The following is a 23271-nucleotide window of genomic DNA, read 5'->3' on the forward strand; positions in this document are numbered from 1 at the left end:
CGTCCCGTCAGTTGCCGCTACGGCGAGCGAGGAAAGCCAGCCGCTCGAACAGCATGATGTCCTGCTCGTTCTTGAGGAGCGCGCCGTGCAGGGGCGGGATCGCCTTCTTGGGATCGCGATTCTGCAGCACCTCGAGCGGCATATCCTCGACCAGAAGAAGCTTCAGCCAGTCGAGCAACTCGCTCGTCGAAGGCTTCTTCTTGAGGCCGGGGACCTCGCGGATCTCGTAGAAGATGTCCATGGCGCGGGACAGCAGCGTCTTCTGGATGCCGGGAAAATGGACGTCGACGATCGCCTGCATCGTCTCGCGATCAGGGAATTTGATGTAATGGAAGAAGCAGCGGCGCAGGAAGGCGTCGGGCAGTTCCTTCTCGTTGTTCGAGGTGATGACGACGATCGGCCGCTCCTTCGCCGCGACCGTCTCGCCGGTCTCGTAGACGTCGAACGACATGCGATCGAGTTCCTGAAGCAGATCGTTCGGGAATTCGATGTCGGCCTTGTCGATCTCGTCGATCAGCAGCACAGGCAGCTTGGGCGCGGTGAACGCCTCCCAAAGCTTCCCCTTGCGGATATAATTGCCGATGTCGTGGACGCGCTCGTCGCCGAGCTGGCCGTCGCGCAGGCGGGCGACCGCATCATATTCGTACAGGCCCTGATGCGCCTTGGTGGTCGACTTGATGTGCCACTGGATCAGCGGCGCGCCGGTCGCGGCCGCGATTTCGTGCGCGAGCACGGTCTTGCCGGTGCCGGGCTCGCCCTTCACCAGCAGCGGCCGGCGCAGTGTAACGGCGGCGTTGACCGCCACCTTCAGGTCGTCGGTCGCCACATAGTTGCTCGTACCTTCGAAGCGCACGCCAATCTCTCCCGCCGGAAAACCGCTGTTTCCGGCGATAAGGTGCGATGGCGCCGCTTGTCCAGCCCCGTGCGGATGCCCGAAGGGGCCGGATCAGAGCAACGCGTCGACCCGTGCGCCCGAGCGGGCCTCGAGCAGATCCCACAAGCCGCGATGCTGGATCAGCAGTTGCTGGGCCCCGAACAGCATCGCCCTTTCCACGGCGGGCGAATCGATCGTCTGCATCATGCCCATCGTCTGGCGCATCGAAGGCAGCGCCGGCGGGGTGAGCGTGACACCGAAGCGCTGGGCGGCCGCATCGACGACATTGCGGATCGCCCGCCAGTCGAGCACCAGCGCCGCCGCTGCGCCGAGCGCGCATCCCCTCCGTTCGGAGCGTGCGAGCATCTCCAGCGCATGGCGCTGCCCGGCCACCGCCGCCTCGCAACCGGCATGGCCGGGGGTGCTCGGAAGCGGGCCGGCGGCCACCACCGTCTGCATCAGATAGGCGCGCTCCGCCGCAAAGCCCTCCGCCGCCGCGTCGAGCCAGCCGCGTACCGCCTCCTCGGGCGGGCGCTCCTGCGCCAGATCGACCACGCCGGGGTGGCTCCCGTGAAGACTGGAGATCAGGTGCACCGCATCGGCAAGGTCGCGCGACGCTTCCCGGCCACGGGCAAAGATGGCGGAGGCGATATAGGGATGGGTCTTGCCGCCGTCGGCTGCAAGCAGCGTGCCGACCGCTTCGGCCGCGCCAGGACACGCGGCCTCCTTGTGTACTTGATACGCCATACGCAACAGGTCCCGAATACAACCGGTTCACACACGATCGGCAAAGACACCGCCTCTCGCGAGACCCTCCTAGCGCAACTGCGGTAAATGGCCCGTTTACGGCGCGAAATTTATTTTGCCGCCTGCATGTTCTGCAATCGCGGGCGATCCTGCACCATGGTGAAGCGACAAAACATCAATTCCCCGTTCACCCCATCGACGCTACAAGGGAAGGCTTATGGCGCGATCTTCCCGTACAAACGACTGGGGCTTCCCCCGCTGGCGCGGCTATGGCAGCGAGCGCGGCGCGACAAAGGTGCGCATGTGCGACCGGCACGGCTGCGACCAGCCGGGCGACTGCCCTGCCCCGAAATCTCCCAACAGCCGCGAGCGCTGGTATTTCTGCCCGCGCCACGCCGAGGAGTATAACCGCAATTGGGACTATTTCGCAGGCCTGTCGGCGGAGGAAGCCGCTGAGCGGGAGGCGAATGAGAAGCGCGATGCTTCGGGCTATGCCGAACAGGCCTATCATGCCTGGGGCGGTCCGGGCGACGGCCGCTGGACCCGCGATGAACTGCGCGCCTTCGAAACGCTCGAACTCGAATCGGATGCGGACTTCGAACAGGTGAAGACGGCGTGGCGGCGGCTGGCCAAGGCTAACCATCCCGATGTCCGCCCCGGCGATTCCGAGGCGGCTGTCCGCTTCCAGGCGGTCCAGGCCGCATTCGAGATATTGCGACGCGCCGAGGAACGCCGCCCGCGCTGATCAGCCGGCGGCTGTAAGCACGGCCAGGCTGGCACGTTCGCTGCGACGCAGGCGAGCGGGCTTGGTCGGAATATTCTCGATCCACCGCCCCGCTTTCGCCATGTCGACAAAGGCCGGTGCGACATAGGATTTGCGGCACACGGCCGGCGTATTGCCGAGTTGGGTCGCCACCTCGCCAAGCAAGGTCTTCACCGATGTCCGCCGGTCGCGCGACAGCATGGCGGCCGCGACTGCGCAGGCGCGCCATGTGCGGAAGGTCTTGGCGGTGCCGGTGCCGTCGGTCAGTTCCGCGATCCACTGGTTGACGTCGGCGGCCCGGACGCGCAGCCCGGAGCGCATCGCGAAAAGGTCTCCCGAACCCGCCCGCTTGAGTTCGGCGAGCGCGGCGGCGAGCGCCGCATCCTTCGCCGACAGATCGGCACGGATGCCATGTTTGCCGTAGAAGCAGAGTCGGATCTCGTCGTCACGGATTCGGGCGTGGCGATTGAGCAGGGTGGTGGCGCCGAAGCTGCCATGGGCGGCCGAATCGGACGAGCCGACGCGGATCGCGAACCCGTCGAGCAGCCGCACTGCGGCGGCACGTGCCTTCTCCCAGGGATCGTCGCTCCGGAGCGCCTTGCAGACGACCGCGCGCAGATGCGGCAGATGCTGGGCGAAGGCCGGCAGCGCGGCGAATTTTTCCTGGTCGCGCTCTTCGCGCCAACGGCCGTGATAGCGATATTGGCGCCGCCCGGCGGCATCGATCCCGGTCGCCTGCACCGGCGCGTCGGAATCGGGGTTTATCCAGACCTTCCGCCAGGCCGGGGGTATGCCCAGGGCCAGAATTCGCATCCGCTGCTCGACATCGGCCACAGTCGTGCCGTCGGGCCCGATGAAGCGCCAGCCGCGCCCGCGTCGCAGGCGCGTGATCCCCGGCGCGGTGTCGATCCGTTCGGCGGGGTCTATCGGTCGATGTTCCATGCCGGCTGAAACGCCGCAGGCAGGGAAACGCTGCACGGCATGTTCGATCCGGCGTGCGGCCGCGCTGCGCTGCCCTTATTCGGACGCGAGGTCGTCGGGTAATGGATCGCGACCGGAAATGCGCCGCGCCAGGGCTTCTCCGTCAGTCAGGCTCCAGCGGCCCGGCAGCTCGATCACCCCATCACGGATCGGCTTGCGGACCAACTCGGCCGCCAGGCTCTTCCCATCGAGCGCGATCAGCAGCGGCTTGCCGACGATCGAGCCGCTGATCCCTTCCAGCCGCTTCGCGGCTTCGGGCGTCAGCGTGATCATCACCCCGACCTTGCCGTTGATGTCGGGCAAGGCGCGCGCGTCGAGCACCTCGGCAGGTGCAAAGGCCTCGCCGCCGATGGTCAGCTTGCCGGTGGCGAAGGGTGTCACGGCCGCATGGGCGGCGGTGGCAGGAACAGCCAGCGGCGACGCCGCAAGCAGGAGCAGGGCCAATAAGCGTGTCATGCGTAACGCTCCGCAGTCGAGCGAATCAGGGCGATCATGTTCGGAATGCCCTGCGTCCGGTTGGAACTGAGCTGGTTGCGCAGGTCGAATGGCGCAAGCGCGCCTTCGATGTCCGCGGCGCGTATCTCTGCAGGTGCGCGGTCCTGCACCGTCAGCAGCACCAGCGCGATGATCCCCTTCGTGATCGCCGCATTGCTGTCGGCGAGGAAGTGCAGGCGTCCGTCGTCCAGCACGGTCGGGTAGACCCACACGCTCGCCGAACAACCGCGCACCAGCGTGGCGTCGGTCTTGAGGGCATCGGGCATCGGCTCCAGTCCGCGCCCCAGGTCGATCAGCAGGCGGTAGCGATCATCTCCGTCGAGAAACTCATATTCCTCAAGAATGTCGGTCAGTCGTGCAGCTTCGGTCATGATCGTGCATCCTAATGCCGGAGACGGCCTGCGTCATCCTGCAGCAAGCGTCAGGCGCCGCCGTCCGGCCGGACGAGCAACGCGAGAAAACGCGCCGCCGCCCGGAAATCGGCGCGCTTCACCTCGCGCCCGCGCAGCGCGAGTTCGTCCTCGCCCCATTGCTCGACCTGCCACAGCTCGTCGAGCTGCCCGGCGGCAAAGGCGCTATCGACGTCGATCTCGCCCTCCGCCACCGCGAGCGCGATCAGCAGCGAGCCCGATATGGTCACGAGCGGATGGAGCGCCACCATGCGGAACGGGTCATAGTCACGAACGGCCGCCGCGAGACGGTCGAGCGTCTCCTGCGGCTGGGGAAGGTGCATGATCCCCGTCGCGATCTCGAACTCGACGCCGTAGCGCTCTCCCGCCCAGTCGAGCAGCGGATCCCAGGCTTCGCACTGGCGGGCGATCAGCTCGGACGGGCCTTCGGCGCGGTAGCAGGTGAGGTCGCTTTCGGCATAAGCCGAAAGTCCTCGCGCAAAGGCGACCGGATCGGCCAGGACGCGGTCCAGCGCCGCATTGGCAAGGCCGGTCAGCTTCATTGTGCCGGGGTCGATCTCCTCGCCCTGCGCGTTCCACTCGCCTGCGATCGCCGCCGCCAGGGCGGCGGTCGGCACCACCAGTTCGGCGCGCGCCGGGGTCTTCACCGCACGGCCATCTAGACGGACGCCGTAACCTCCGGCGACCGCTTCGGTCGCCGCCTGTCGATAGAATCGCTTCATGCGCGCGCTGATAGCGCCAGTTTCAGGATTTCGGGAAGCTGATCCGGCCGGTCGGCGACGAAATGCGCGCCCTCGTCGAACAGTTCGTCCGACGCATGATAGCCCCAGGCGACGCCGATCGCCGCACAGCCGGCGTTGATCCCCATGCCGATGTCGAAGCTGGTGTCGCCGATCATCGCGCTCGTCTCGGGCACTGCGCCGGCCTCCGCCATGGCCAGAAGCGCCATCGACGGGTGCGGCTTCGACGGGTGACGGTCGGCGGTCTGAAGCGAGACGAACAGCCGCTCCAGCCCATGCGCCTCCAGGCAGTGCTTCAGGCCCCGATCGGACTTGCCCGTCGCCACCGCCAGCATCCAGCCGTCGGCGTCGAGCCTGTGCAGCAGTTCGGCGACGCCCGGGAACAGCGGCTCGTCGACCTGGCCGGCACCGCGCATCGCCTGAAACCGGCGCTTATAGGTCTCGGCGAGCTGGACGTGCAGAGCATGGTCGGCATCGGGCAGGAGCCCGGCCACCGCCTGTGTCAGGCTCAGCCCGACCACGCGCCGTATCGCGGGTTCGGGCGGAGGAGGCAGCCCTTCCGCGGTGAATGCCTCGACCATGGCGCGACAGATATTGGCCTGGCTGTCGACCAGCGTGCCGTCGCAGTCGAAGATGGCGAGCCGGTTCGGCCCGGTCATGCGCGACTGCGTCCGCGACGCTCGCCGCGACGCGCCTTGCGAGCGTCCTTGGCCCGGGCGGTCGCCATCCGGCGCTTGCCCTCCTCGGTCTCGGAGAATTTCACCTCGTCGATCGGCAGGTCGCCCTCGGACTGCTGGAATCCCAGATTACGCAGCGTGTCGGCAATATGCTCGGGCGGCTCGGCGAAGATGTCGATCTGGCCGCCATCGGGATGATCGACCCGCAGCCGGCGCGCATGGAGGTGCATCTTGCGGCTGATCGTGCCCGACAGAAAGGCCTCCGGCCCGCCATATTTGCCGTCGCCTACGATCGGGTGGCCGATCGCCGCCAGATGGACGCGCAACTGGTGGGTTCGTCCGGTATAGGGCTGGAGCTCGAGCCAGCAGGCGCGGTTGCCGACCCGGTCGATCATCCGATAGCGGGTCCGCGCGGGCGAACCTTCCTTCTCGTCGACATACATCTTCTCGCCGCCGGTCCCCGGCTGCTTGCCGATCGGCAGTTCGATCATGCCGTCCTCGATCGACGGAACCTCGGTGCAGACCGCCCAATAGACCTTGCGCGCGGTGCGGCTGCTGAACGCCTTGGCGAAGTGCGCCGCAGCGCGCGACGTGCGCGCGAGCAGCAGCACCCCGGAAGTATCCTTGTCGAGCCGATGAACCAGCTTGGGCCGGCTCTCCGCGTCGAACTGGAGCGCGTCGAGCAGCCGGTCGACATGCATCTCGGTCTTGGTCCCGCCCTGCGTCGCCAGGCCCGGCGGCTTGTTGATCACGATCGCCTGCCGGTCGCGATGGATGACGAGGCTCTGCGCGAAGGCGATCTCGTCGGGTGTCAGCGGCTCGCGCGGGCGCTGCGGGCGGGCGCCCTTGGCGGCGATTGCCGTAGCGGCGGCAGCGGCGACGATTTCGGCCGGAGGCACGCGAATCGTCTGTCCAGCCTCGATCCGGTCGCCCGGCGCCGCGCGGCGGCCGTCGACGCGCAGCTGGCCCGTCCGGGCCCAGCGCGAAACGATGTTGAAGCTAGTCTCGGGCATGTGCCGCTTGAACCAGCGATCGAGCCGGATGCCATCATCGTCATAGCCGACGACAAACTGGCGGCCTTCGCCGCCCTCGGCCTTCGGGGTCTCGCTCATCCGAACACCCGCGACAGGCCGACGCCGAGGAACAGCATCAGCACCGATCCGGCGACAGAGGACACGGCATAGGCGGTGGCCATCAGATATTCACCCCGGGTCAGCATGTTGAACGTCTCGAGGCTGAAGGCCGAGAAGGTCGTGAAGCCGCCGAGCACGCCCACGCCGAGGAAGAGCCGCAAAGGCTCACCATCGACCGGGGCGCGAGCCACCACGCCGGCAAGCACCCCCATCAGCAGTCCGCCGAGCAGGTTCACGAGCCAGGTACCATAAGGGAAGGCGGGACCCAGCTGGCGTAGCGCGACCGAGGATATGTGAAAGCGAAAGGCCGCGCCGATGGCGCCGCCGAACATGACAAGAAGCAATGGGGGCATATCGGCTCCTTTAGAGCCTGATCGCCCGGCGCGAAAGCGCTTTGCGCGCCGCCGCCCGACGGACCGGGCGCGACGGCTCGGCCTGCGCCTATTTCGCCGACTTGTCGGTCATCAGGATGACGCCCTGCGTGCCCTTGCTCGCCGGCTGGAGCGTGATGGTCATCGGATCGCCTTCGCCATTCACGGCGGTCACGGTCGACGCCGCGCCGTTCTTGGCCAGCTTCACGCCCGTGAAATCCGCCTGCCCCGCCGCATCGGCATAATAGCGCGCTACGACATCGGGTGCGGCCGGACTCACGAAGCGAATCTCGACCCTGCCATTGCCGCCATCCTTGTCGGTGACGTTGACACCGGTCATCTTCGACCCGGGATAAAGCTTCATCCCGTCGATGTTCATGTCCTCGCCGCCCAGTTCGATGCCCGGCACCTTGATCTTGGCGTCGATCCCCGGGATCGACACCGACAGGGAGGTCGGCTCCTCGGCGGAGGCCATGGCGACATTGCCACCTGCATCGAACGAAATGGCCGCCGAGTCGCCGGCACTCGCATTCGCGTCGCCCTTGGCATCATCGTTGACCTTCACCTCGCACGCGGCCAGCAGCAACAAGGGCAGCGCCGCAACGATGATCGACTTTTGCATCCCCAGCTCCTCTTTGAATCCTTACTGCTGTATTATTAAAATAGTACAGTAGTTGCAATCCCGTCGATCATGGTGGAAGCTGCCCGCCATGTTCAACGTCATTTCCCTCGGCTTCGGATTTGTCGCGCTATGCGGCGCGATTCTCGGCTTCTTTCCGTTCCTCGGCTGGTTCAACTGGGCGGTGGTGCCGGTTGCGCTGATCGGTGCGGCCTTCGGAATCCTGTCGCACAGCGACAGTGGCCGGCGTCTCAACAGCTTCGTGCTGGTCGTCGGCATTGTCCGGCTGATCATGGGCGGGGGGCTGTTCTGATGAGCCTGCCTTCCGATCCCGATGCGCGGCGGATCGTCGAAGCGCTGGAGCTTGCCCCGCATCCCGAGGGCGGCTGGTATCGGGAAACCTGGCGCGAAGGCGGCGACGACGCCCCTGCACGGGGCCATGCCACCGCCATCTATTTCCTGCTCGAGGCTGGACAGCGGTCGCACTGGCACCGGGTCGACGCCGCCGAGCTGTGGATGTTCCATGCCGGCCATGCGCTCGACCTGCTGATCGCTCCCGATGCGGCGGGGCCGACCGAGACGCTCCGGATCGGCCCCGACATAGCCGCCGGGGAAAAACCGCAAGGCATCGTCCCCAAAGGGGCGTGGCAGGCGGCGCGTGCCAGCAGGGGCTGGGCGCTGGTCGGTTGCATCGTCGCGCCCGGCTTCGACTTTGCGGGATTCGAACTCGCCTCACCGAATTGGTCGCCGGCGAACTGATCCGCATTTGCCGCAGCGTCAACCCCAGGGAAATCGTCCGGAGGATCGCTTGCAGAATCGAGCCGTGCCGTGCACGGTGCCCGCCGGGCGGAGTACAGCGTAAACGGGGGCCGGGATGACACCAGCGGAACTGCTGGCGCATTTGCCGAAGGGCAGCGTCTTTGCGGAATGCGCCGAGAGCGAGCTGGCCGACCTGCTGTCGATCGGAACGCTGCAGGCGACCCGGACCAATGACGAGATTTTGACCCAGGGCGACGAGGGCACGTCGCTGGTGATCGTCCTTGATGGCGTCGTGCGCATCTCGATGGTGACGCCCAATGGTCGTGAGATCATTCTCGACTATGCCGAGGCGGGCGCCGTGCTGGGCGAGATCGCCGTGCTCGACGACAAGCCGCGCACCGCGTCTGCAGTCGCGATGTGGCCGGGCCGCGTGATCCGCATCAGCCGCGCCAAATTCTTCGGCTTCATCGAACGGCATCCCAAGGTGGCGATCCGCCTGCTCAAGGAAATGGCGCGACGCCTGCGCGAGACCGACAGCACGATCGAGAGCGACCGCGCCTTCACGACTGCGCCTCGACTGGCCCGCTATCTGAAGCGGCTGACCGACCAGAAGATGCACGGCACCCGCCTGACCCGCGACCTGAGCCAGTCCGAACTGGGCAGCTTCGTCGGCATCAGCCGCGAGAATATCAACCGGCAGCTCGCCGCCTGGGCGAGCGAAGGGGTGATCGAGCTGACGCAGGGCAAGATCCGGATCGTCGATCCCGACTATCTGACCCAGATCGCCGAGGCGGCGGACTAGGCGCGCGAGGATCGAATCGCGCTGATCGGACAGACAGGTTGACGCGAGCGGCGCAGAGTCCGAGAGACCGCGCCATGCCAGACGTCACAGCCAAGATCTGCGGCCTGTCCACGCCCGAAACGGTCGATGCCGCCATCGGCCATGGTGCAGCGCATCTGGGCTTCGTCTTCTTCCCCAAAAGCCCGCGCAACCTTGCGTTCGAACAGGCCCGCGCCCTGACGGCGCGTGCGCCCGCCCAGATCGGAAAGGTCGGCGTGTTCGTCGATGCGGACGACGAGGTCATCGACGCGGCGATCCGGGTGGGTGGCATCGATACACTGCAACTGCACGGCAAGGAGCCGCCCGAGCGGCTCGTGGCGCTGCGCCAGCGGCATCCGGGCATCCCCTTGTGGAAGGCGATCGCCGTCAGGACGCGCGCCGACCTCGAGGCCGCTCGCCACTATCGCTCCGTCGCGGACCTGATCCTGTACGACGCCAAGACGCCCGAGGGCACGCTGCCTGGCGGCATGGGCCTGCGTTTCGACTGGACGCTGCTGAACGGCTTCGTCCATCCTCAGCGCTGGGCGCTGTCGGGCGGAATCGACGCCGGCAATGTCGAGCGCGCCGCCGGCCTGACAGGCGCTCGCCTGATCGACGTTTCGTCGGGCGTGGAAAGCGCTCCCGGCATCAAGTCTGTGGACAAGATCGCCACCTTCCTCCAACGGATCGCATCATTATGACCGCTTCGCTTACGAACACGCTGCGCAACGGACCGGACGAGCAGGGCCATTTCGGCCAGTTCGGGGGCCGCTATGTCAGCGAGACGCTGATGCCGCTGATCCTCGACCTGGAGCGCGAATATCGCGCGGCGCAGGCGGATCCCGCCTTCCAGGCAGAACTCGACGACCTGATGGCGAATTTCGTCGGTCGTCCCAGCCCGCTCTATTTCGCCGAGCGGCTGACCGAGCATCTGGGCGGCGCCAAGATCTATCTGAAGCGTGAGGAGCTCAACCACACCGGCGCGCACAAGATCAACAACTGCATCGGGCAGATCCTGCTTGCCCGGCGCATGGGCAAGACCCGGATCATCGCCGAGACCGGAGCCGGCCAGCATGGCGTCGCCACGGCAACCGTGGCGGCCCGCTTCGGCCTTCCCTGCACCATCTTCATGGGTGCGGTCGACGTCGCCCGGCAGCAGCCGAACGTGTTCCGCATGAAGCTGCTCGGTGCCGAGGTCCAGCCTGTCACCTCGGGCGCGCAGACGCTCAAGGATGCGATGAACGAGGCCCTGCGCGACTGGGTCGCGAATGTCCACGACACCTTCTACATCATCGGCACCGCCGCCGGTCCGCACCCTTATCCGGAGCTGGTCCGCGACTTCCAGTCGGTGATCGGCCGCGAAACGCGCGAGCAGATCATGAAGGTCGAAGGCCGCCTGCCCGACATGCTCGTCGCCTGCGTCGGCGGCGGATCGAACGCGATCGGCCTGTTCCACCCCTTCCTCGACGATCCCGATGTCGAGATGATCGGGGTCGAGGCCGCAGGCGAAGGCGTCACCACGGGCCGGCACGCATCGAGTCTCGCCGGCGGCACCCCGGGCGTGCTCCACGGCAACCGCACCTATCTGCTGCAGGACGACGACGGCCAGATCACCGAGGCGCATTCGATCTCGGCCGGCCTGGACTATCCGGGCATCGGCCCCGAGCATAGCTGGCTGCACGAGATCGGCCGCGCGCGCTACATTCCGGTCACCGACGCCGAGGCGCTCGAAAGCTTCCAGCGGCTTGCCAAGCTGGAAGGCATCATTCCTGCGCTCGAGACCGCCCACGCTTTGTCGGCGATCGAGAAGATCGCGCCGACCATGGGCAAGGACAAGATCATCGTGCTCAACCTGTCGGGCCGCGGCGACAAGGATATCTTCACCGTCGCCGAGGCGCTCGGAGTGAAGATGTGAGCACTGCCACGACGATTGTACCGGAGCCGTACGCATGAGCCGCCTGTCCGAAACCTTCGCCCGGACCCGTGCCGAAGGGCGCGCGGCGCTGGTCGCCTTCATCACCGGCGGTGACCCTACCCCCGCCGACAGCGCGGCGATGCTTGACGCGCTGGTCGAGGGCGGCGCCGACGTGATCGAGCTGGGCATGCCCTTTACCGATCCGATGGCCGACGGCCCATCGATCCAGCGCGCCAATCTGCGCGCGCTTGGCGCAGGCACGACGACCGGCGACCTGCTCGCCATCGCGGCCGCCTTCCGCGAACGGCACCCGCAGGTGCCGCTGGTGCTGATGGGCTATGCCAATCCGATGGTCCGCCGGGGCGCCGACTGGTTCGCCACCGAAGCCGCGAAGGCCGGTGTCGACGGCGTCATCTGCGTCGACATCCCGCCCGAACAGGATTCGGTGCTCGGCCCGGCGCTCCGCGCGGCGGGGCTCGACCTGATCCGGCTCGCGACCCCGACGACCGACGCGGCGCGTCTGCCCGCCGTGCTGGAGGGAGCATCGGGCTTCGTCTACTATGTCTCGGTCGCCGGCATCACCGGTATGCAACAGGCCGGCCAGGCGAGCATCGAGACGGCGGTCGAGCGGCTGCGTGCCTCGACCGATCTGCCGATCGCGGTCGGCTTCGGCGTCCGGGGCCCCGAGCAGGCCGAGGCGATCGGTCGCGTAGCCGACGGCGTCGTTGTCGGTTCTGTCATCGTGGACCTGATCGGCGAACATGGCGCAGGCGCCGCGCCGCACGTCCGCGATTTCACATCCACCCTCAGCGCCGCCGTCCGGCGCGCCGCGAAGGAGAAGGCCGCATGAGCTGGCTCGACCGCGTCCGCAAGAAGATCCCGTTCATCACCAAGCGGGATTCGCCCGACAATCTGTGGCACAAATGCCCGAGTTGCCAGCAGATGGTGTTTGCCAAGGAATATGAGGCCAATCTGTCGGTCTGCCCGAAATGCGGCCATCATGGCCGCATCGGCCCCGACGCGCGCTTCGACCAGCTGTTCGACAATGGCGTCTATACGCTGCTGCCCGCACCCCAGGTGCGCGAGGATCCGCTGAAATTCCGCGACTCCAAGCGCTATACCGACCGCATCAAGGAAGCCCGCACCAAGACCGGCGCGCAGGACGCCTATGCCAATGCGCGCGGCACGATCGAGGGCTTCAAGGCCGTCGTCGGCGTCCAGGACTTCGCCTTCATGGGCGGATCGATGGGCCTGGCAGTCGGTGCGGCCTTCGTGGCCGGCGCCGAGGCGGCCATCGCCGACAAATGCCCCTATATCGTATTCACCGCTGCCGGCGGCGCACGCATGCAGGAGGGCATCCTCTCGTTGATGCAGATGCCTAAGACGACGGTCGCCATCGCCAAGCTGCGCGAGGCCGGGCTGCCCTATATCGTCGTGATGACCGATCCGACGACGGGCGGCGTCACCGCCTCCTACGCCATGCTGGGCGACATCCAGATCGCCGAACCCGGAGCCCTGATCGGTTTCGCCGGCCAGCGCGTCATCGAGCAGACGATCCGCGAGAAGCTGCCCGAAGGGTTCCAGCGCGCGGAATATCTGCTGGAACACGGGATGCTCGACATGGTCGTTTCACGCCACGATCTGCGCGCCGAGCTTGCCCGGCTGATCGATTATCTCTGCCCCGGCAAAAAGGCGGCCTGAGGCGGACCCAGCATCCGGCCCATGCGGCCGACGGCGGCAGACACGATGCCCGATCATGCGATTTCCAGTGACCCGGCCGTCCAGGCACAGCTCGACCGGTTGTCGCTGCTGTCGCCCGGTGCCGACATACTCGGACTGGAGCGGATAGCGCGGCTGTGCGAGCGGCTCGGCCATCCCGAGCGCAAGCTGCCACCCGTTTTCCATGTGGCCGGGACCAACGGCAAAGGCTCCACCTGCGCCTATCTGCGCGCCGCGATCGAGGCGGCGGGGATGACCGCGCATGTCTTTACCAGCCCGCACCTGATCCGCTTCAACGAACGCATCCGCATCGGGGGCACGCTGATCGAGGATGCGGAACTCGCCGCGCTGCTCGCCGAAGTGCTCGACGTCGCCGAGGGCATCGCGCCGAGCTTCTTCGAAGTCACGACGGCGGCCGCGTTCCTCGCCTTCTCGCGCCATCCGGCCGATGCCTGCATCGTCGAGGTTGGGCTGGGCGGACGGCTCGACGCGACCAACATTATCGCCGAGCCGCTGATCTGCGGCATCGCCCAGCTCGGGCTCGACCATCAGAGCTTCCTCGGCGACACCATCGAGGCGATCGGCGCGGAGAAGGCGGGCATCGCCAAGCCGGGCGTGCCGATCATGACGCTCCATTATCCGGACAAGGTCGCCAACCGCGTCGGTCAGGCGATCGGTGCGGCGGGTGGCGAATGGCACGCCAAGGGCGGCTCCTGGGATGCCGTCGCCTATCAGGGCCGGCTCCACTATCGCGACAGTCAGGGCAAGCTGGATCTGCCGCTGCCCGGCCTCGCCGGTCACCACCAGGCCCAGAATGCCGCGCTGGCGGTGGCGATGTTGCGCCGGCAGCAGCGCCTGCCCGTCCCCGCGTCCGCACTGCGTGCAGCCATGGGCTGGGCGGACTGGCCCGCGCGGCTCCAGCATCTGCGCGGAGGTGCGCTGGTCGAAATGCTGCCCCCGGGCTCGGAATTGTGGGTCGACGGGGGCCACAACCCCTCCGCCGGGCGCGTGATCGGCGATTTCCTCCGGTCGCACCAGGTGCCGGGCCGTCCTCTCCATATCGTCATGGGATTGCTGGCGAACAAGGACGCCGGCGGCTTTCTCGCCGCCATGGGGCGACTGTCGGCAAGCTTTCACATGGTGCCGGTGCCGGGCCATGAGCATCACGCACCCGAAGATCTGGCAGAGACCGCACGGCTGGCCGGTTTCGTGGCGCATCCGGCGCCGTCGGTCGAGGGAGCTCTAGCGCGCATCGCGGCCGGTAGCGGCACTGTGCCGCCTGCAGTGCTTGTCGGCGGATCTCTCTACCTCGCCGGCAGGACGCTCGCTGCCAATGGCACCGTGATCGACTGAGGCCCTGCCTCCATTATTGCGATTGACTCGCAATAGCTACCATGCTTCTCTTTCGCTTCAACGGTGAGAGAGATGACCATGTCCAACGAAGCGACCTCGACCGCCCACCTCCTGCCCCATGGCGCACCCGATCGCTCGGGGACGCGGCTCCTCCTCTTGACGGTCCGCCGGATGGGCGTGGGCGGGCTCAACGACGCGCATGCCGCATCGATGCTGATCGGAAGCTTCGGCCTGTCCTTTCGTCGACCGCTCATCCTCGTCCGCGCGCTCATGGCCGAGCTGGCCCGGGCCTCTCAACGGACGATCATGATCGCGCCGTCCTGCTGCTGCCGAATGACCGATGCGGAGTCGATATTACTCGACGCGGTTGCGGCATCGCTCGACACCCCCGGTTCTGCGCACCGCGCCTTTTGCCGGTTGCTGGGCGTCGAGACCGCGATCGGCGTACTGTCGAGCGCGCAGGCGGTGGCCCAGGCCTTCGCCGATCTCGGACGCCCGCTCGACGGCTGATCCGATGGGCCGCGCCGTCGGCCCGCTCCCCCTTTCCCTAGCGCGCCCCCCTCGCTATAGCCCCGCTCGACTCTCGCATTTGCAGCATAGGGGCATAGCCAATGACGGCCGTCGGTCAGGACTCTCTCAAAACCCGCTCCACCCTCAACGTCGATGGCAAGCATTATGCCTACTACTCGCTCGCCAAGGCGTCCGAGCGGCTCGGCGACATTTCGCGCCTGCCTTTCTCGATGAAGGTGCTGCTCGAAAATCTCCTGCGCTTCGAGGACGGCGTGACCGTCACCACCGAGGATGTCCAGGCGATCGTCGACTGGCAGAAGAATCCGACCTCCGAGCGGGAAATCCAGTATCGCCCGGCCCGCGTGCTGATGCAGGACTTCACCGGCGTTCCCTGCGTGGTCGACCTCGCCGCCATGCGCGACGCGATCAGCAAGCTCGGCGGCGACGCCCAGAAGATCAACCCGCTCGTTCCCGTGCATCTCGTCATCGACCACTCGGTGATGGTCGACAGCTTCGGCACGCCGAAGGCGTTCGACGAGAACGTCGCGCTCGAATATGAGCGCAATGGCGAGCGCTACGAGTTCCTCCGCTGGGGCTCCAAGGCGCTCAACAATTTCAAGGTCGTGCCCCCGGGCACCGGCATCTGCCACCAGGTCAATCTCGAGAATATCGCCCAGACGGTGTGGGCCTCGCCCGACGGTTCGGGCGTCGACGTCGCCTATCCCGACACCTGCGTCGGCACCGACAGCCATACCACGATGGTCAACGGCCTAGGCGTGCTCGGCTGGGGCGTGGGCGGTATCGAAGCCGAGGCCGCGATGCTCGGCCAGCCGGTCTCGATGCTCATTCCGGAAGTCGTCGGCTTCAAGCTGACCGGCACGCTCAAGGAAGGCATCACCGCCACCGACCTCGTGCTGACCGTCACGCAGATGCTGCGCGCCAAGGGCGTCGTCGGCCGCTTCGTCGAATTCTATGGCCCGGGCCTCGACGCGCTGTCGCTCGCCGACCGCGCCACCATTGCCAACATGGCGCCCGAATATGGCGCGACCTGCGGCTTCTTCCCGATCGACGACGCGACGATCACCTATATGCGCCTCACCGGCCGCTCGGCCGAGACGGTCGCGCTGGTTGAGGCCTATGCCAAGGAGCAGGGCTTCTGGCGCGTCGCCGGTGCTCCGGATCCGGTGTTCACCGACACGCTCGAACTCGACATGTCGACCGTCGAGCCCTCGCTCGCCGGTCCGCGCCGCCCGCAGGACCGCGTGCTGCTCAGCCAGGTATCGGCCGGCTATAATGGCGAGCTCGCCAGCGGCTACAAGAAGGGCGACGAAGCGAACAAGCGCGTGGCCGTGGAAGGCACCGATTTCGACATCGGCCATGGCGACGTCGTCATCGCGGCGATCACCAGCTGCACCAACACCTCGAACCCGTCGGTCCTCGTCGCCGCCGGCCTGGTCGCCCGCAAGGCGAACGCGCTCGGCCTGAAGTCGAAGCCCTGGGTCAAGACCTCGCTCGCACCCGGATCGCAGGTGGTCACCGACTATCTCGAAAAGGCCGGCCTGCAGAAGGACCTCGACGCGATCGGCTTCAACCTGGTCGGCTATGGCTGCACCACCTGCATCGGCAATTCGGGCCCGCTGCCCGAACCAATCTCGAAGGCGATCAACGCCAACGACCTGGTCGCCTCGGCGGTCCTGTCGGGCAACCGCAACTTCGAGGGCCGCGTGTCGCCCGACGTGCGCGCCAACTATCTGGCCTCGCCGCCGCTGGTCGTCGCCTATGCGCTGTTCGGCACCACCGCCAAGGACATCACCAGCGAGCCGATCGGCACGTCCAAGGACGGCAACCCCGTCTATCTGAAGGACATCTGGCCGAGCACCGCAGAAGTCGCGAACACGGTCGCCTCGGCGATCGACTCCGACATGTTCGGCAAGCGCTATGCCAATGTCTATCTGGGCGACAAGAACTGGCAGGCGATCGACGTCGAAGGTTCGGACACCTACACCTGGCGTGCCGGATCGACCTATGTCGCCAACCCGCCCTATTTCGACGGCATGTCGATGACCCCGGCTCCGGTCGGCGACATCGTCGACGCCCGTCCGCTCGCGATCTTCGCCGACTCGATCACCACCGACCACATCAGCCCGGCCGGTTCGATCAAGCTCGACAGCCCGGCCGGTCGCTATCTGACCGAGCATCAGGTGTCGAAGGCGGACTTCAACAGCTATGGCGCGCGTCGCGGCAACCATGACGTGATGATGCGCGGCACCTTCGCCAACATCCGGATCAAGAACCAGATGATCCCCGGCATCGAGGGCGGCCTGACCAAGCACATCCCGTCCGGCGAAGTGCTGGCGATCTACGACGCGGCGATGAAGTACAAGGACGAGGGCACCGCACTCGTCGTCATCGCGGGCAAGGAATATGGCACCGGATCGTCGCGCGACTGGGCGGCGAAGGGCACCAACCTGCTCGGCGTCCGCGCCGTCATCGCCGAGAGCTTCGAGCGCATCCACCGCTCGAACCTGGTCGGCATGGGCGTGCTGCCGCTGCAGTTCGCCGAGGGCATCGACCGCACGACGCTCAAGCTCGACGGCACCGAGACCTTCTCGATCGAGAATGTCGCCGGCCTCCGCCCGCGCCAGACGGTCAGCGTCAAAATGACGCGCGCCGACGGTTCGACCGAGACGTTCGAGACCCGCTGCCGGATCGATACCGTCAACGAACTCGAATATTTCCTCAATGGCGGCATCCTGCAGTACGTGCTGCGCAAGCTCGCCGCCTGATCGGAAACAGCTGACGAATGGGGCCGGTCCGCACCTGCGGGCCGGCCTTTTTCGTGCCTGTCGGCCGTGCCCATTCGGCTTCCGCCAGCGCCGACGACGCTCTAGGGTTCCGCCATGATCGCGTCAGACGCCCGCCCCAAGATCGTCCTGCACATCGGCCAGGGCAAGACCGGCACCTCCGCCGTGCAATCCGCGCTGGCGCGCAACCATGAGTTGCTGAAGGGCGGGGGCATCCTCTACCCCGATCATCCAAGCGCCGAGCAGGCGCGCGCCGGCCATGTGATGTCGGGCAATCTCGACCCCGAAAACTGGTTCGAGGGGCAGGTGATCCCGATCGTCGCCGCAGCGCCGGCCTACGCCACCTATATCTTTTCGAGCGAGCATCTGTTCCGGCGGATGGATGAGTTTCTCGCCGCCGAAGGGCGCTATCGAGACCGATATGATTTCGAGATCCTGCTGGCCGTGCGCAGCCCGATCGAGACGCTGCCCTCGGTCTATCAACAGGCGGTGAAACGTGGTGGCTATCATGACAGCATCGCCAGCTTCGCGGAACATGAGACCAGCACGCGCATAGCCGCCGATCTCGTCGCGGCCTTCGAACGGCAGGGCGTCGCCTTCACCCTGTTCAACTATTCGGTCATCCGCGACGCGATCGTTCCGCGCCTGCTCGATCATATCGGCGTCCGCGCCATCGTCGAAGGCGGGCAAGCCGCGACGGTCGGGCGGGTCAACCGCTCGCTGACCCTGGCCGAACTGGCCTTCGTCCGCTTCGTCAACCAGATCTTCGGCGCCGACTATGGCCGCCTGATCGCCGACGCGCTCGTCAACGAACTTCCCGATGTCGACGGGCAGCTGCCGCCGCTGGACGAAGCGCTGCGCCGCGCAGTGATCGAACGCAATCGTACGGCGGTTGACCGCCTCAACCTGCACCTGCCCGAGGCTGAGCAGATCGATCTCGATGCGCCGCCCGCACCGCCGCCCATCGCCGCAGAAATGCTGTCGCCCGAACAGGCGTCTCTTATCCGACGCGTCTTTCCTTCCGCCCTCACACCGGCGGACGGCGTGATCCTGCGCGACATCGCGATGACGCACGAAAGCGCCGCGCCCCTGTCCCGCGACGATGCCATCCGCCTGATGGAATATGCGCAGAAGGCGCGGCCCAACGGGCAGATCATCGCGGGCAAGCTCGCCGAATGGCGTGCGGCGCGAGAGGCCGAAACGGGCACGGCGGAAGGCTGACGGGCTTGCAGCAGAGCGGCCCGGCTGCCATAGGCGCCGGCCCCATGGAGAAGCCCAGCATGTCCGCTCCCGCCGCCGGCGAGGCCATCGGCCTCGACTTCGGCACCACCAACAGTGTCGTCGCGCAGGCCCGTGCCGATGGGTCGGCCGATCTGCTGACCTTCGCGGGCGACAAGGCTACCGGTGCGGTGTTTCGCTCGGCGCTCTGCTTCTGGGAGGATGACGACGTGCGCGGCGGGGTCGCGCATGAAGCGGGGCCCTGGGCCATCGCCGAATATCTCGACTATCCGCAGGGCAGCCGCTTCATCCAGTCGTTCAAGTCGGTCGCGGCTAGCCCGCTGTTCGACCAGGCATCGATCTTCGGCAAGCGGCTGCGCTTCGAGGAGCTCGGCGAGCTGTTTCTCGAACGGCTGGCAAAGCATGCCGGTCCGGGCTTCGACCCGCGCGGGCGCCGGATCGTCGTCGGTCGACCCGTCACTTATGCCGGTGCGCGTGCCGATGCCGCGCTGGCGCGCGAACGCTATGACAAGATGTTCGCGGCCTTCGGCGCGGAGATCCACTATGTCTACGAACCGCTCGGTGCGGCGTTCAGCTATGCCTCGCGCCTGAGCGAGCCGACCACCCTGCTCGTCGCCGACTTCGGCGGCGGCACCAGCGACTTTTCGCTCGTGCGCGTGGGCGCACCCCATGAGCGCCCGCGCTGCGCCCCGCTGGGATCATCGGGCATCGGCATCGCCGGGGACCGCTTCGACAGCCGCATCGTCGAGAATCTTGTGCTGCCGCTGCTCGGCAAGGGCGGCAGCTATCGCTCCTTCGACAAGGTCCTGGAAATTCCCGGCGGCTATTTCGCCGACTTCTCCGACTGGTCGCGGCTCGCGCTGATGCGCAACCGGCGGACGCTGGAGGAGCTGGAGAAACTGCGGCGGAGCGCGCTCGACCCCGAAGCGATCGGCCGGATGATCGCCGTGGTCGAACATGAGCTGGGCTACGCGCTTTACGATGCGGTCGGGAGCCTGAAGCGCCAGCTGTCGGAGCAGGATGTCGCCCGGTTCCAGTTCGCCGGTGGAGGGCTCGACCTGGATCGCGCGGTAACCCGCAGCGAGTTCGAAGGCTGGATCGCGCCGGACCTCGCCCGGATCGAAGCCGCCGTCGACGAGGCGCTGCTGCGCGCGGGCATGACCGCAGACCGGGTCGATCGCGTCTTCCTGACCGGCGGTTCGTCGCTGCTGCCTGCGATCCGAGCCTTGTTCGCTCGCCGCTTCGGCGCGGAGCGGCTCGGCTCGGGCGGCGAGCTCACCTCGATCGCGCATGGCCTCGCGCTGATCGGCCAGGCCGAGGACATCGCCGACTGGACCGTATGAGACCCCTGTCAAAAGAGCGGCGTGGCACCGGCGCCGCATCGCGCTATGAGAGCGACATAACCGGCCATTGGAGAGTGTCGACCCGCCATGCAGCACGAGCAGACCGCAGACCTTCCCTATCTCCGCAAGGTGGTGGGGGCGTCGATGGCGGGGACGGTCGTCGAATGGTATGAATTCTTCCTCTATGGCACCGCCGCAACGCTCGTCTTCGGCAAGCTTTTCTTCCCGCAGACGGGCAATGAGCTCGACGGCATCATCGCCGCCTTCGGCACCTATGCAGTAGGCTTCATCGCCCGGCCGCTGGGCGGGATCGTCTTCGGCCATATCGGCGACAAGATCGGCCGCAAGTCGCTGCTCCAGTTCAGTCTGGTCTTGATCGGCCTGTCGACCTTCCTGATGGGTTGCCTGCCGACCTTTGGTACGATCGGCTATTGGGCACCCGCGCTGCTGGTCTTCCTGCGCTTCGTCCAGGGCTTCGCACTGGGCGGCGAATGGGGTGGCGCTGTGCTGCTGGTGGCGGAGCACAGCCCAAACCGCAGCCGCGCCTTCTGGGGCAGCTTCCCGCAGGCCGGCGTGCCGATGGGCAACCTCCTTGCGACGATCGTCCTGCTGCTGCTGTCGGCGACGCTCGACGATGCCCAGTTCCTGAGCTGGGGCTGGCGCATCGGCTTCTGGCTGTCGGTCGTGATTGTCGCGGTCGGCTATTATATCCGCACCCAGGTCACCGATTCCCCGATCTTCGAGGCGGCCAAGGCCGAGGCGGAGCAGAAAGCCGATGCCGGCTATGGCCTGACCAAGGTGTTCCGCCGCTATCCGCGCGGCGTGTTCAACGCGATGGGGCTGCGCGTCGGCGAGAATATCCTCTATTATATGGTGGTCACCTTCTCGATCACCTATCTCGCCCATATCGGCGTCGACACGACCGAGATACTGACGCTGCTGTTCTGCGCGCATCTCCTCCATGTTTTCGTGATCCCGGCGGTCGGGGCTCTGGCCGACCGGATCGGGCGTCGGCCCGTCTATCTGATCGGCGCGGCGCTCACCATGGCCTGGCCCTTCGTCGCCTTTCCGCTATTCGGCACCGGCAGCGCCTGGATCATCCTGTCGGCGATCCTGCTCGGCATGATCGTCCATGCCTTCATGTATGCGGCCCAGCCCGCGATCATGGCCGAGATGTTCCCGACGCGAATGCGCTATTCGGGGGTGTCGCTGGGCTATCAGGTAACGGCGATCGTCGCCGGCTCCTGGGCGCCGCTGATCGGCACCTGGCTGCTGCGCGCCTATGACCGGTGGGAGCCGATCGCCTTCTACATCCTCGGCGCGGGCGCGATCAGCCTGCTCTCGGCGCTGGTGATGCGCGAGACGCGCGGCGTCTCCCTGCTCGCGATCGACCAAGCGGACCGCGAAGCGACCGCCTGAACGGCAGGGTCAGTCGCCGCGCAGCATCGAACGGAGGACGCCGTCGCGCCGCACCCAGCCATGGTGGAGCGCCGCCCCGATATGGACCAGCAGCAGCGCGAACAGGCCCCAGGTCATCAGGAAATGCCCCTCGCGCAGCCAGCCATAGCAGGCGAGATCGGGCGCGAGCAGCGGCGGCAGGGTGAACAACCCGAAGGGCCGCACCGGCGTTCCGGCTGCGCTCTGCATCGCCCAGCCCGACAGCGGAACCGCGAACATCGCCGCATAGAGCAGCCAGTGGCTCGCCTTGGCCGCCAAGGCCTGGGCCGGCGACAGATCGGCCGGCAGCGGCGGCGCGGTGAAGCGCAACCGGTTGATCAGGCGCAGCGCCGCGAGCAGCAGCACGACGATGCCGAAGGACTTGTGCAGCAGAACGGCCGGATCGTGCCAGCCCGACAGGCTGGTCACCATCGAGACGCCCAGAAAGAGCATCGACAGGATCAGCGCGGCCATCACCCAGTGGAGAAGCCGCGCACTGGCGGGAAAGCTCGTCTTGCTCATCGAGCCTCTCCCAGCGCGGTCTCGCGCGCACGGCGGCGATAGGATTCGGCATAGGCCGAGGAGCGCGCGCGGAGGATCGGATCGTCGCTGGCCGCGATGCCATCGGGCAGGACGAGCGGATCGAAGGTCAGCCCGTTGCACGCACCGCCCGCCTGCGGGCGCATGGCGGTGATGCTGAGCACGCCGGCCGACAGTTGCTGCCGGCCCGCCGGCCAGGGCTTCGTCGCATCGGCGGGATCGTCACCCGCGCCAGCGAAGGTGAACATCAGGTCGAACTCGACCGGCCCGCGCGCAAGCCGCGCGGCCAGTTCTTTCTGCAGCGCCAGCGGATCGTCGCTCTCCTGCATGGGGATAGCCGCCGCCTTCGGCACTGCCTGCCACCGGACCGCCCGGCGACTGCCGTCGGGCGCGACCAGATAGAAGGCGTTGATGCTGTTGTAGCGCTCGGTCGCCCAGCTGCTGCTCGGCTTGTAGGCCGCCTGCCAGGCACGGAAGGGGGCACTTTCGGGATGCGCTGCGAAAAAGGCGGCGATGCGTGCCGGGTCGGGCTTGCCCGTCGCCGGATCGGGCTTCATCGCGCCGATCTGGTCGAAAAAGGCCTGCGGGGTTCCTACCGCCAGCACCGGCGGCGTGTTCATGGCCGACCGCCACTGCTGCCCATCGGGCTGTGACAGCACGAAGGCCAGGCTGCGCACCGGCGCCTTGAGATCGGGCGCGGTCGGGTTGCCTCCACCGAGGGAGAAGCGTCCGAGCAGCGGCGTCGAGCCCCGCGCGAACAGGGGCGACCGGCTGTAAGGCGCAAGCGCGCCGGAGGACTGGAAGCTGCCCGTCAGGCATACGCCCTTGGCGTGGGCGCGGCGGAAGCCGGCGAAGACCTTCTCCCCCTGCATCCGGTCGATCAACTTTTGCGTCGTCAGCCCGCGCCCGCCGAGGCGCCCCGACGCCCAGAGAAACGCCGCCAGCAGTAGCAGCATGAAGCCGACGATCGCGGCCAGCCGCACCGCCGAGGCCTTTTCCCTGGGTGTCGTCATCCTGTGGTC

At 67.0% G+C, this 23271-nt stretch carries 26 protein-coding genes; 14 read left to right on the forward strand and 12 right to left on the reverse strand.

Features of this window, described 5'->3' with window-relative positions; translation table 11 throughout:
* Positions 1–7: 7 nt before the first annotated feature.
* A complete protein-coding gene (locus G6P88_RS11260; RefSeq protein ID WP_165323239.1) occupies positions 8–853 on the reverse strand; it encodes an AAA family ATPase in 846 nt (281 codons plus the stop codon).
* A gap of 93 nt (positions 854–946) precedes the next feature.
* Positions 947–1621: a DUF6975 family protein gene (locus tag G6P88_RS11265; RefSeq protein ID WP_165323240.1), complete on the reverse strand. Its 675-nt coding sequence runs from the start codon at positions 1619–1621 to the stop codon at positions 947–949.
* 217 nt (positions 1622–1838) lie between these two features.
* Between G6P88_RS11265 and G6P88_RS11270 the strand changes: the two genes are divergently transcribed.
* Positions 1839–2366, forward strand: a complete 528-nt coding sequence (locus G6P88_RS11270) for a J domain-containing protein (protein WP_165323241.1) — start codon at positions 1839–1841, stop codon at positions 2364–2366.
* Here the strand turns inward: G6P88_RS11270 and G6P88_RS11275 are convergent, their stop codons facing one another.
* From G6P88_RS11275 to G6P88_RS11310, 8 genes are all read right to left on the reverse strand, one after another.
* Positions 2367–3362: a DNA topoisomerase IB gene (locus tag G6P88_RS11275; RefSeq protein ID WP_226946524.1), complete on the reverse strand. Its 996-nt coding sequence runs from the start codon at positions 3360–3362 to the stop codon at positions 2367–2369.
* A gap of 39 nt (positions 3363–3401) precedes the next feature.
* Positions 3402–3821: a SecDF P1 head subdomain-containing protein gene (locus G6P88_RS11280; RefSeq protein ID WP_165323243.1), complete on the reverse strand. Its 420-nt coding sequence runs from the start codon at positions 3819–3821 to the stop codon at positions 3402–3404.
* Complete coding sequence (locus G6P88_RS11285; RefSeq protein ID WP_165323244.1) at positions 3818–4231, reverse strand: SufE family protein; 414 nt, start codon at positions 4229–4231, stop codon at positions 3818–3820. The genes G6P88_RS11280 and G6P88_RS11285 overlap by 4 nt, the downstream gene beginning before the upstream one ends.
* Positions 4232–4281: 50 nt before the next feature.
* Positions 4282–4992 carry an ATP12 family chaperone protein gene (locus tag G6P88_RS11290; protein WP_165323245.1) on the reverse strand — a complete coding sequence of 237 codons (711 nt, stop codon included), beginning with the start codon at positions 4990–4992 and terminating at the stop codon, positions 4282–4284.
* Complete coding sequence (locus tag G6P88_RS11295) at positions 4989–5669, reverse strand: HAD-IA family hydrolase (RefSeq protein WP_165323246.1); 681 nt, start codon at positions 5667–5669, stop codon at positions 4989–4991. Before G6P88_RS11295 ends, G6P88_RS11290 begins: the two co-directional genes overlap by 4 nt.
* Positions 5666–6799, reverse strand: coding sequence for an RluA family pseudouridine synthase (locus tag G6P88_RS11300; protein WP_165323247.1), 1134 nt, complete (start codon positions 6797–6799; stop codon positions 5666–5668). Before G6P88_RS11300 ends, G6P88_RS11295 begins: the two co-directional genes overlap by 4 nt.
* A complete protein-coding gene (gene crcB, locus G6P88_RS11305; protein WP_165323248.1) occupies positions 6796–7173 on the reverse strand; it encodes a fluoride efflux transporter CrcB in 378 nt (125 codons plus the stop codon). The genes G6P88_RS11300 and crcB overlap by 4 nt, the downstream gene beginning before the upstream one ends.
* An 88-nt stretch (positions 7174–7261) precedes the next feature.
* On the reverse strand, positions 7262–7813 hold the full coding sequence (locus G6P88_RS11310; protein ID WP_165323249.1) for a hypothetical protein: 552 nt from the start codon (positions 7811–7813) through the stop codon (positions 7262–7264).
* A 52-nt stretch (positions 7814–7865) separates the two neighbouring features.
* Between G6P88_RS11310 and G6P88_RS11315 the strand changes: the two genes are divergently transcribed.
* The 13 genes from G6P88_RS11315 (at position 7866) to G6P88_RS11375 (ending at position 21691) form a co-directional block, all read left to right on the forward strand.
* On the forward strand, positions 7866–8123 hold the full coding sequence (locus tag G6P88_RS11315; RefSeq protein ID WP_226946525.1) for a hypothetical protein: 258 nt from the start codon (positions 7866–7868) through the stop codon (positions 8121–8123).
* Positions 8123–8569: a cupin domain-containing protein gene (locus G6P88_RS11320; RefSeq protein WP_165323251.1), complete on the forward strand. Its 447-nt coding sequence runs from the start codon at positions 8123–8125 to the stop codon at positions 8567–8569. The genes G6P88_RS11315 and G6P88_RS11320 overlap by 1 nt, the downstream gene beginning before the upstream one ends.
* Positions 8570–8684: 115 nt before the next feature.
* On the forward strand, positions 8685–9371 hold the full coding sequence (locus G6P88_RS11325) for a Crp/Fnr family transcriptional regulator (RefSeq protein WP_165323252.1): 687 nt from the start codon (positions 8685–8687) through the stop codon (positions 9369–9371).
* Between the two features lie 74 nt (positions 9372–9445).
* Complete coding sequence (locus G6P88_RS11330) at positions 9446–10090, forward strand: phosphoribosylanthranilate isomerase (RefSeq protein ID WP_165323253.1); 645 nt, start codon at positions 9446–9448, stop codon at positions 10088–10090.
* Positions 10087–11304: a tryptophan synthase subunit beta gene (trpB, locus tag G6P88_RS11335; RefSeq protein ID WP_165323254.1), complete on the forward strand. Its 1218-nt coding sequence runs from the start codon at positions 10087–10089 to the stop codon at positions 11302–11304. Before G6P88_RS11330 ends, trpB begins: the two co-directional genes overlap by 4 nt.
* 34 nt (positions 11305–11338) lie before the next feature.
* Entirely contained in the window at positions 11339–12154 is an 816-nt protein-coding gene (gene trpA / locus G6P88_RS11340; protein ID WP_165323255.1) for a tryptophan synthase subunit alpha, read from the forward strand.
* Positions 12151–13005: an acetyl-CoA carboxylase, carboxyltransferase subunit beta gene (accD, locus tag G6P88_RS11345; protein ID WP_165323256.1), complete on the forward strand. Its 855-nt coding sequence runs from the start codon at positions 12151–12153 to the stop codon at positions 13003–13005. Before trpA ends, accD begins: the two co-directional genes overlap by 4 nt.
* A gap of 45 nt (positions 13006–13050) precedes the next feature.
* A complete protein-coding gene (locus tag G6P88_RS11350) occupies positions 13051–14376 on the forward strand; it encodes a bifunctional folylpolyglutamate synthase/dihydrofolate synthase (protein ID WP_165323257.1) in 1326 nt (441 codons plus the stop codon).
* A gap of 78 nt (positions 14377–14454) precedes the next feature.
* Positions 14455–14886, forward strand: a complete 432-nt coding sequence (locus tag G6P88_RS11355; RefSeq protein WP_165325138.1) for a DUF6628 family protein — start codon at positions 14455–14457, stop codon at positions 14884–14886.
* 101 nt (positions 14887–14987) lie between these two features.
* A complete protein-coding gene (acnA, locus tag G6P88_RS11360) occupies positions 14988–17672 on the forward strand; it encodes an aconitate hydratase AcnA (RefSeq protein WP_165323258.1) in 2685 nt (894 codons plus the stop codon).
* A 114-nt stretch (positions 17673–17786) separates the two neighbouring features.
* Positions 17787–18911, forward strand: a complete 1125-nt coding sequence (locus G6P88_RS11365; protein ID WP_165323259.1) for a hypothetical protein — start codon at positions 17787–17789, stop codon at positions 18909–18911.
* A 59-nt stretch (positions 18912–18970) separates the two neighbouring features.
* The gene (locus tag G6P88_RS11370) at positions 18971–20272 is read left to right on the forward strand and encodes an Hsp70 family protein (RefSeq protein WP_165323260.1); all 1302 of its coding nucleotides are present in this window, start codon (positions 18971–18973) and stop codon (positions 20270–20272) included.
* Positions 20273–20359: 87 nt separating this feature from the next.
* Positions 20360–21691, forward strand: a complete 1332-nt coding sequence (locus tag G6P88_RS11375) for an MFS transporter (protein WP_165323261.1) — start codon at positions 20360–20362, stop codon at positions 21689–21691.
* A 9-nt stretch (positions 21692–21700) separates the two neighbouring features.
* Here G6P88_RS11375 and G6P88_RS11380 read toward each other — a convergent pair whose 3' ends face one another.
* Both G6P88_RS11380 and G6P88_RS11385 read right to left on the reverse strand, forming a co-directional pair.
* A complete protein-coding gene (locus G6P88_RS11380; RefSeq protein ID WP_165323262.1) occupies positions 21701–22231 on the reverse strand; it encodes a cytochrome b in 531 nt (176 codons plus the stop codon).
* The gene (locus G6P88_RS11385; protein ID WP_165323263.1) at positions 22228–23262 is read right to left on the reverse strand and encodes a catalase family peroxidase; all 1035 of its coding nucleotides are present in this window, start codon (positions 23260–23262) and stop codon (positions 22228–22230) included. The genes G6P88_RS11380 and G6P88_RS11385 overlap by 4 nt, the downstream gene beginning before the upstream one ends.
* Positions 23263–23271: the final 9 nt, after the last annotated feature.

The sequence above is a fragment of the Rhizorhabdus phycosphaerae genome (assembly GCF_011044255.1).
GTDB lineage: Bacteria > Pseudomonadota > Alphaproteobacteria > Sphingomonadales > Sphingomonadaceae > Rhizorhabdus > Rhizorhabdus phycosphaerae.

Bases quoted from the DNA above. Each gene is read 5' to 3' on its own strand.
- G6P88_RS11265 (WP_165323240.1), bottom strand. From the start codon at position 1,621: ATGGCGTATCAAGTACACAAGGAGGCCGCGTGTCCTGGCGCGGCCGAA.
- G6P88_RS11270 (WP_165323241.1), top strand. From the start codon at position 1,839: ATGGCGCGATCTTCCCGTACAAACGACTGGGGCTTCCCCCGCTGGCGC.
- G6P88_RS11280 (WP_165323243.1), bottom strand. From the start codon at position 3,821: ATGACACGCTTATTGGCCCTGCTCCTGCTTGCGGCGTCGCCGCTGGCT.
- G6P88_RS11285 (WP_165323244.1), bottom strand. From the start codon at position 4,231: ATGACCGAAGCTGCACGACTGACCGACATTCTTGAGGAATATGAGTTT.
- G6P88_RS11290 (WP_165323245.1), bottom strand. From the start codon at position 4,992: ATGAAGCGATTCTATCGACAGGCGGCGACCGAAGCGGTCGCCGGAGGT.
- G6P88_RS11295 (WP_165323246.1), bottom strand. From the start codon at position 5,669: ATGACCGGGCCGAACCGGCTCGCCATCTTCGACTGCGACGGCACGCTG.
- G6P88_RS11300 (WP_165323247.1), bottom strand. From the start codon at position 6,799: ATGAGCGAGACCCCGAAGGCCGAGGGCGGCGAAGGCCGCCAGTTTGTC.
- crcB (WP_165323248.1), bottom strand. From the start codon at position 7,173: ATGCCCCCATTGCTTCTTGTCATGTTCGGCGGCGCCATCGGCGCGGCC.
- G6P88_RS11310 (WP_165323249.1), bottom strand. From the start codon at position 7,813: ATGCAAAAGTCGATCATCGTTGCGGCGCTGCCCTTGTTGCTGCTGGCC.
- G6P88_RS11320 (WP_165323251.1), top strand. From the start codon at position 8,123: ATGAGCCTGCCTTCCGATCCCGATGCGCGGCGGATCGTCGAAGCGCTG.
- G6P88_RS11325 (WP_165323252.1), top strand. From the start codon at position 8,685: ATGACACCAGCGGAACTGCTGGCGCATTTGCCGAAGGGCAGCGTCTTT.
- G6P88_RS11330 (WP_165323253.1), top strand. From the start codon at position 9,446: ATGCCAGACGTCACAGCCAAGATCTGCGGCCTGTCCACGCCCGAAACG.
- trpB (WP_165323254.1), top strand. From the start codon at position 10,087: ATGACCGCTTCGCTTACGAACACGCTGCGCAACGGACCGGACGAGCAG.
- trpA (WP_165323255.1), top strand. From the start codon at position 11,339: ATGAGCCGCCTGTCCGAAACCTTCGCCCGGACCCGTGCCGAAGGGCGC.
- accD (WP_165323256.1), top strand. From the start codon at position 12,151: ATGAGCTGGCTCGACCGCGTCCGCAAGAAGATCCCGTTCATCACCAAG.
- G6P88_RS11350 (WP_165323257.1), top strand. From the start codon at position 13,051: ATGCCCGATCATGCGATTTCCAGTGACCCGGCCGTCCAGGCACAGCTC.
- G6P88_RS11355 (WP_165325138.1), top strand. From the start codon at position 14,455: ATGTCCAACGAAGCGACCTCGACCGCCCACCTCCTGCCCCATGGCGCA.
- acnA (WP_165323258.1), top strand. From the start codon at position 14,988: ATGACGGCCGTCGGTCAGGACTCTCTCAAAACCCGCTCCACCCTCAAC.
- G6P88_RS11365 (WP_165323259.1), top strand. From the start codon at position 17,787: ATGATCGCGTCAGACGCCCGCCCCAAGATCGTCCTGCACATCGGCCAG.
- G6P88_RS11370 (WP_165323260.1), top strand. From the start codon at position 18,971: ATGTCCGCTCCCGCCGCCGGCGAGGCCATCGGCCTCGACTTCGGCACC.
- G6P88_RS11375 (WP_165323261.1), top strand. From the start codon at position 20,360: ATGCAGCACGAGCAGACCGCAGACCTTCCCTATCTCCGCAAGGTGGTG.
- G6P88_RS11380 (WP_165323262.1), bottom strand. From the start codon at position 22,231: ATGAGCAAGACGAGCTTTCCCGCCAGTGCGCGGCTTCTCCACTGGGTG.
- G6P88_RS11385 (WP_165323263.1), bottom strand. From the start codon at position 23,262: ATGACGACACCCAGGGAAAAGGCCTCGGCGGTGCGGCTGGCCGCGATC.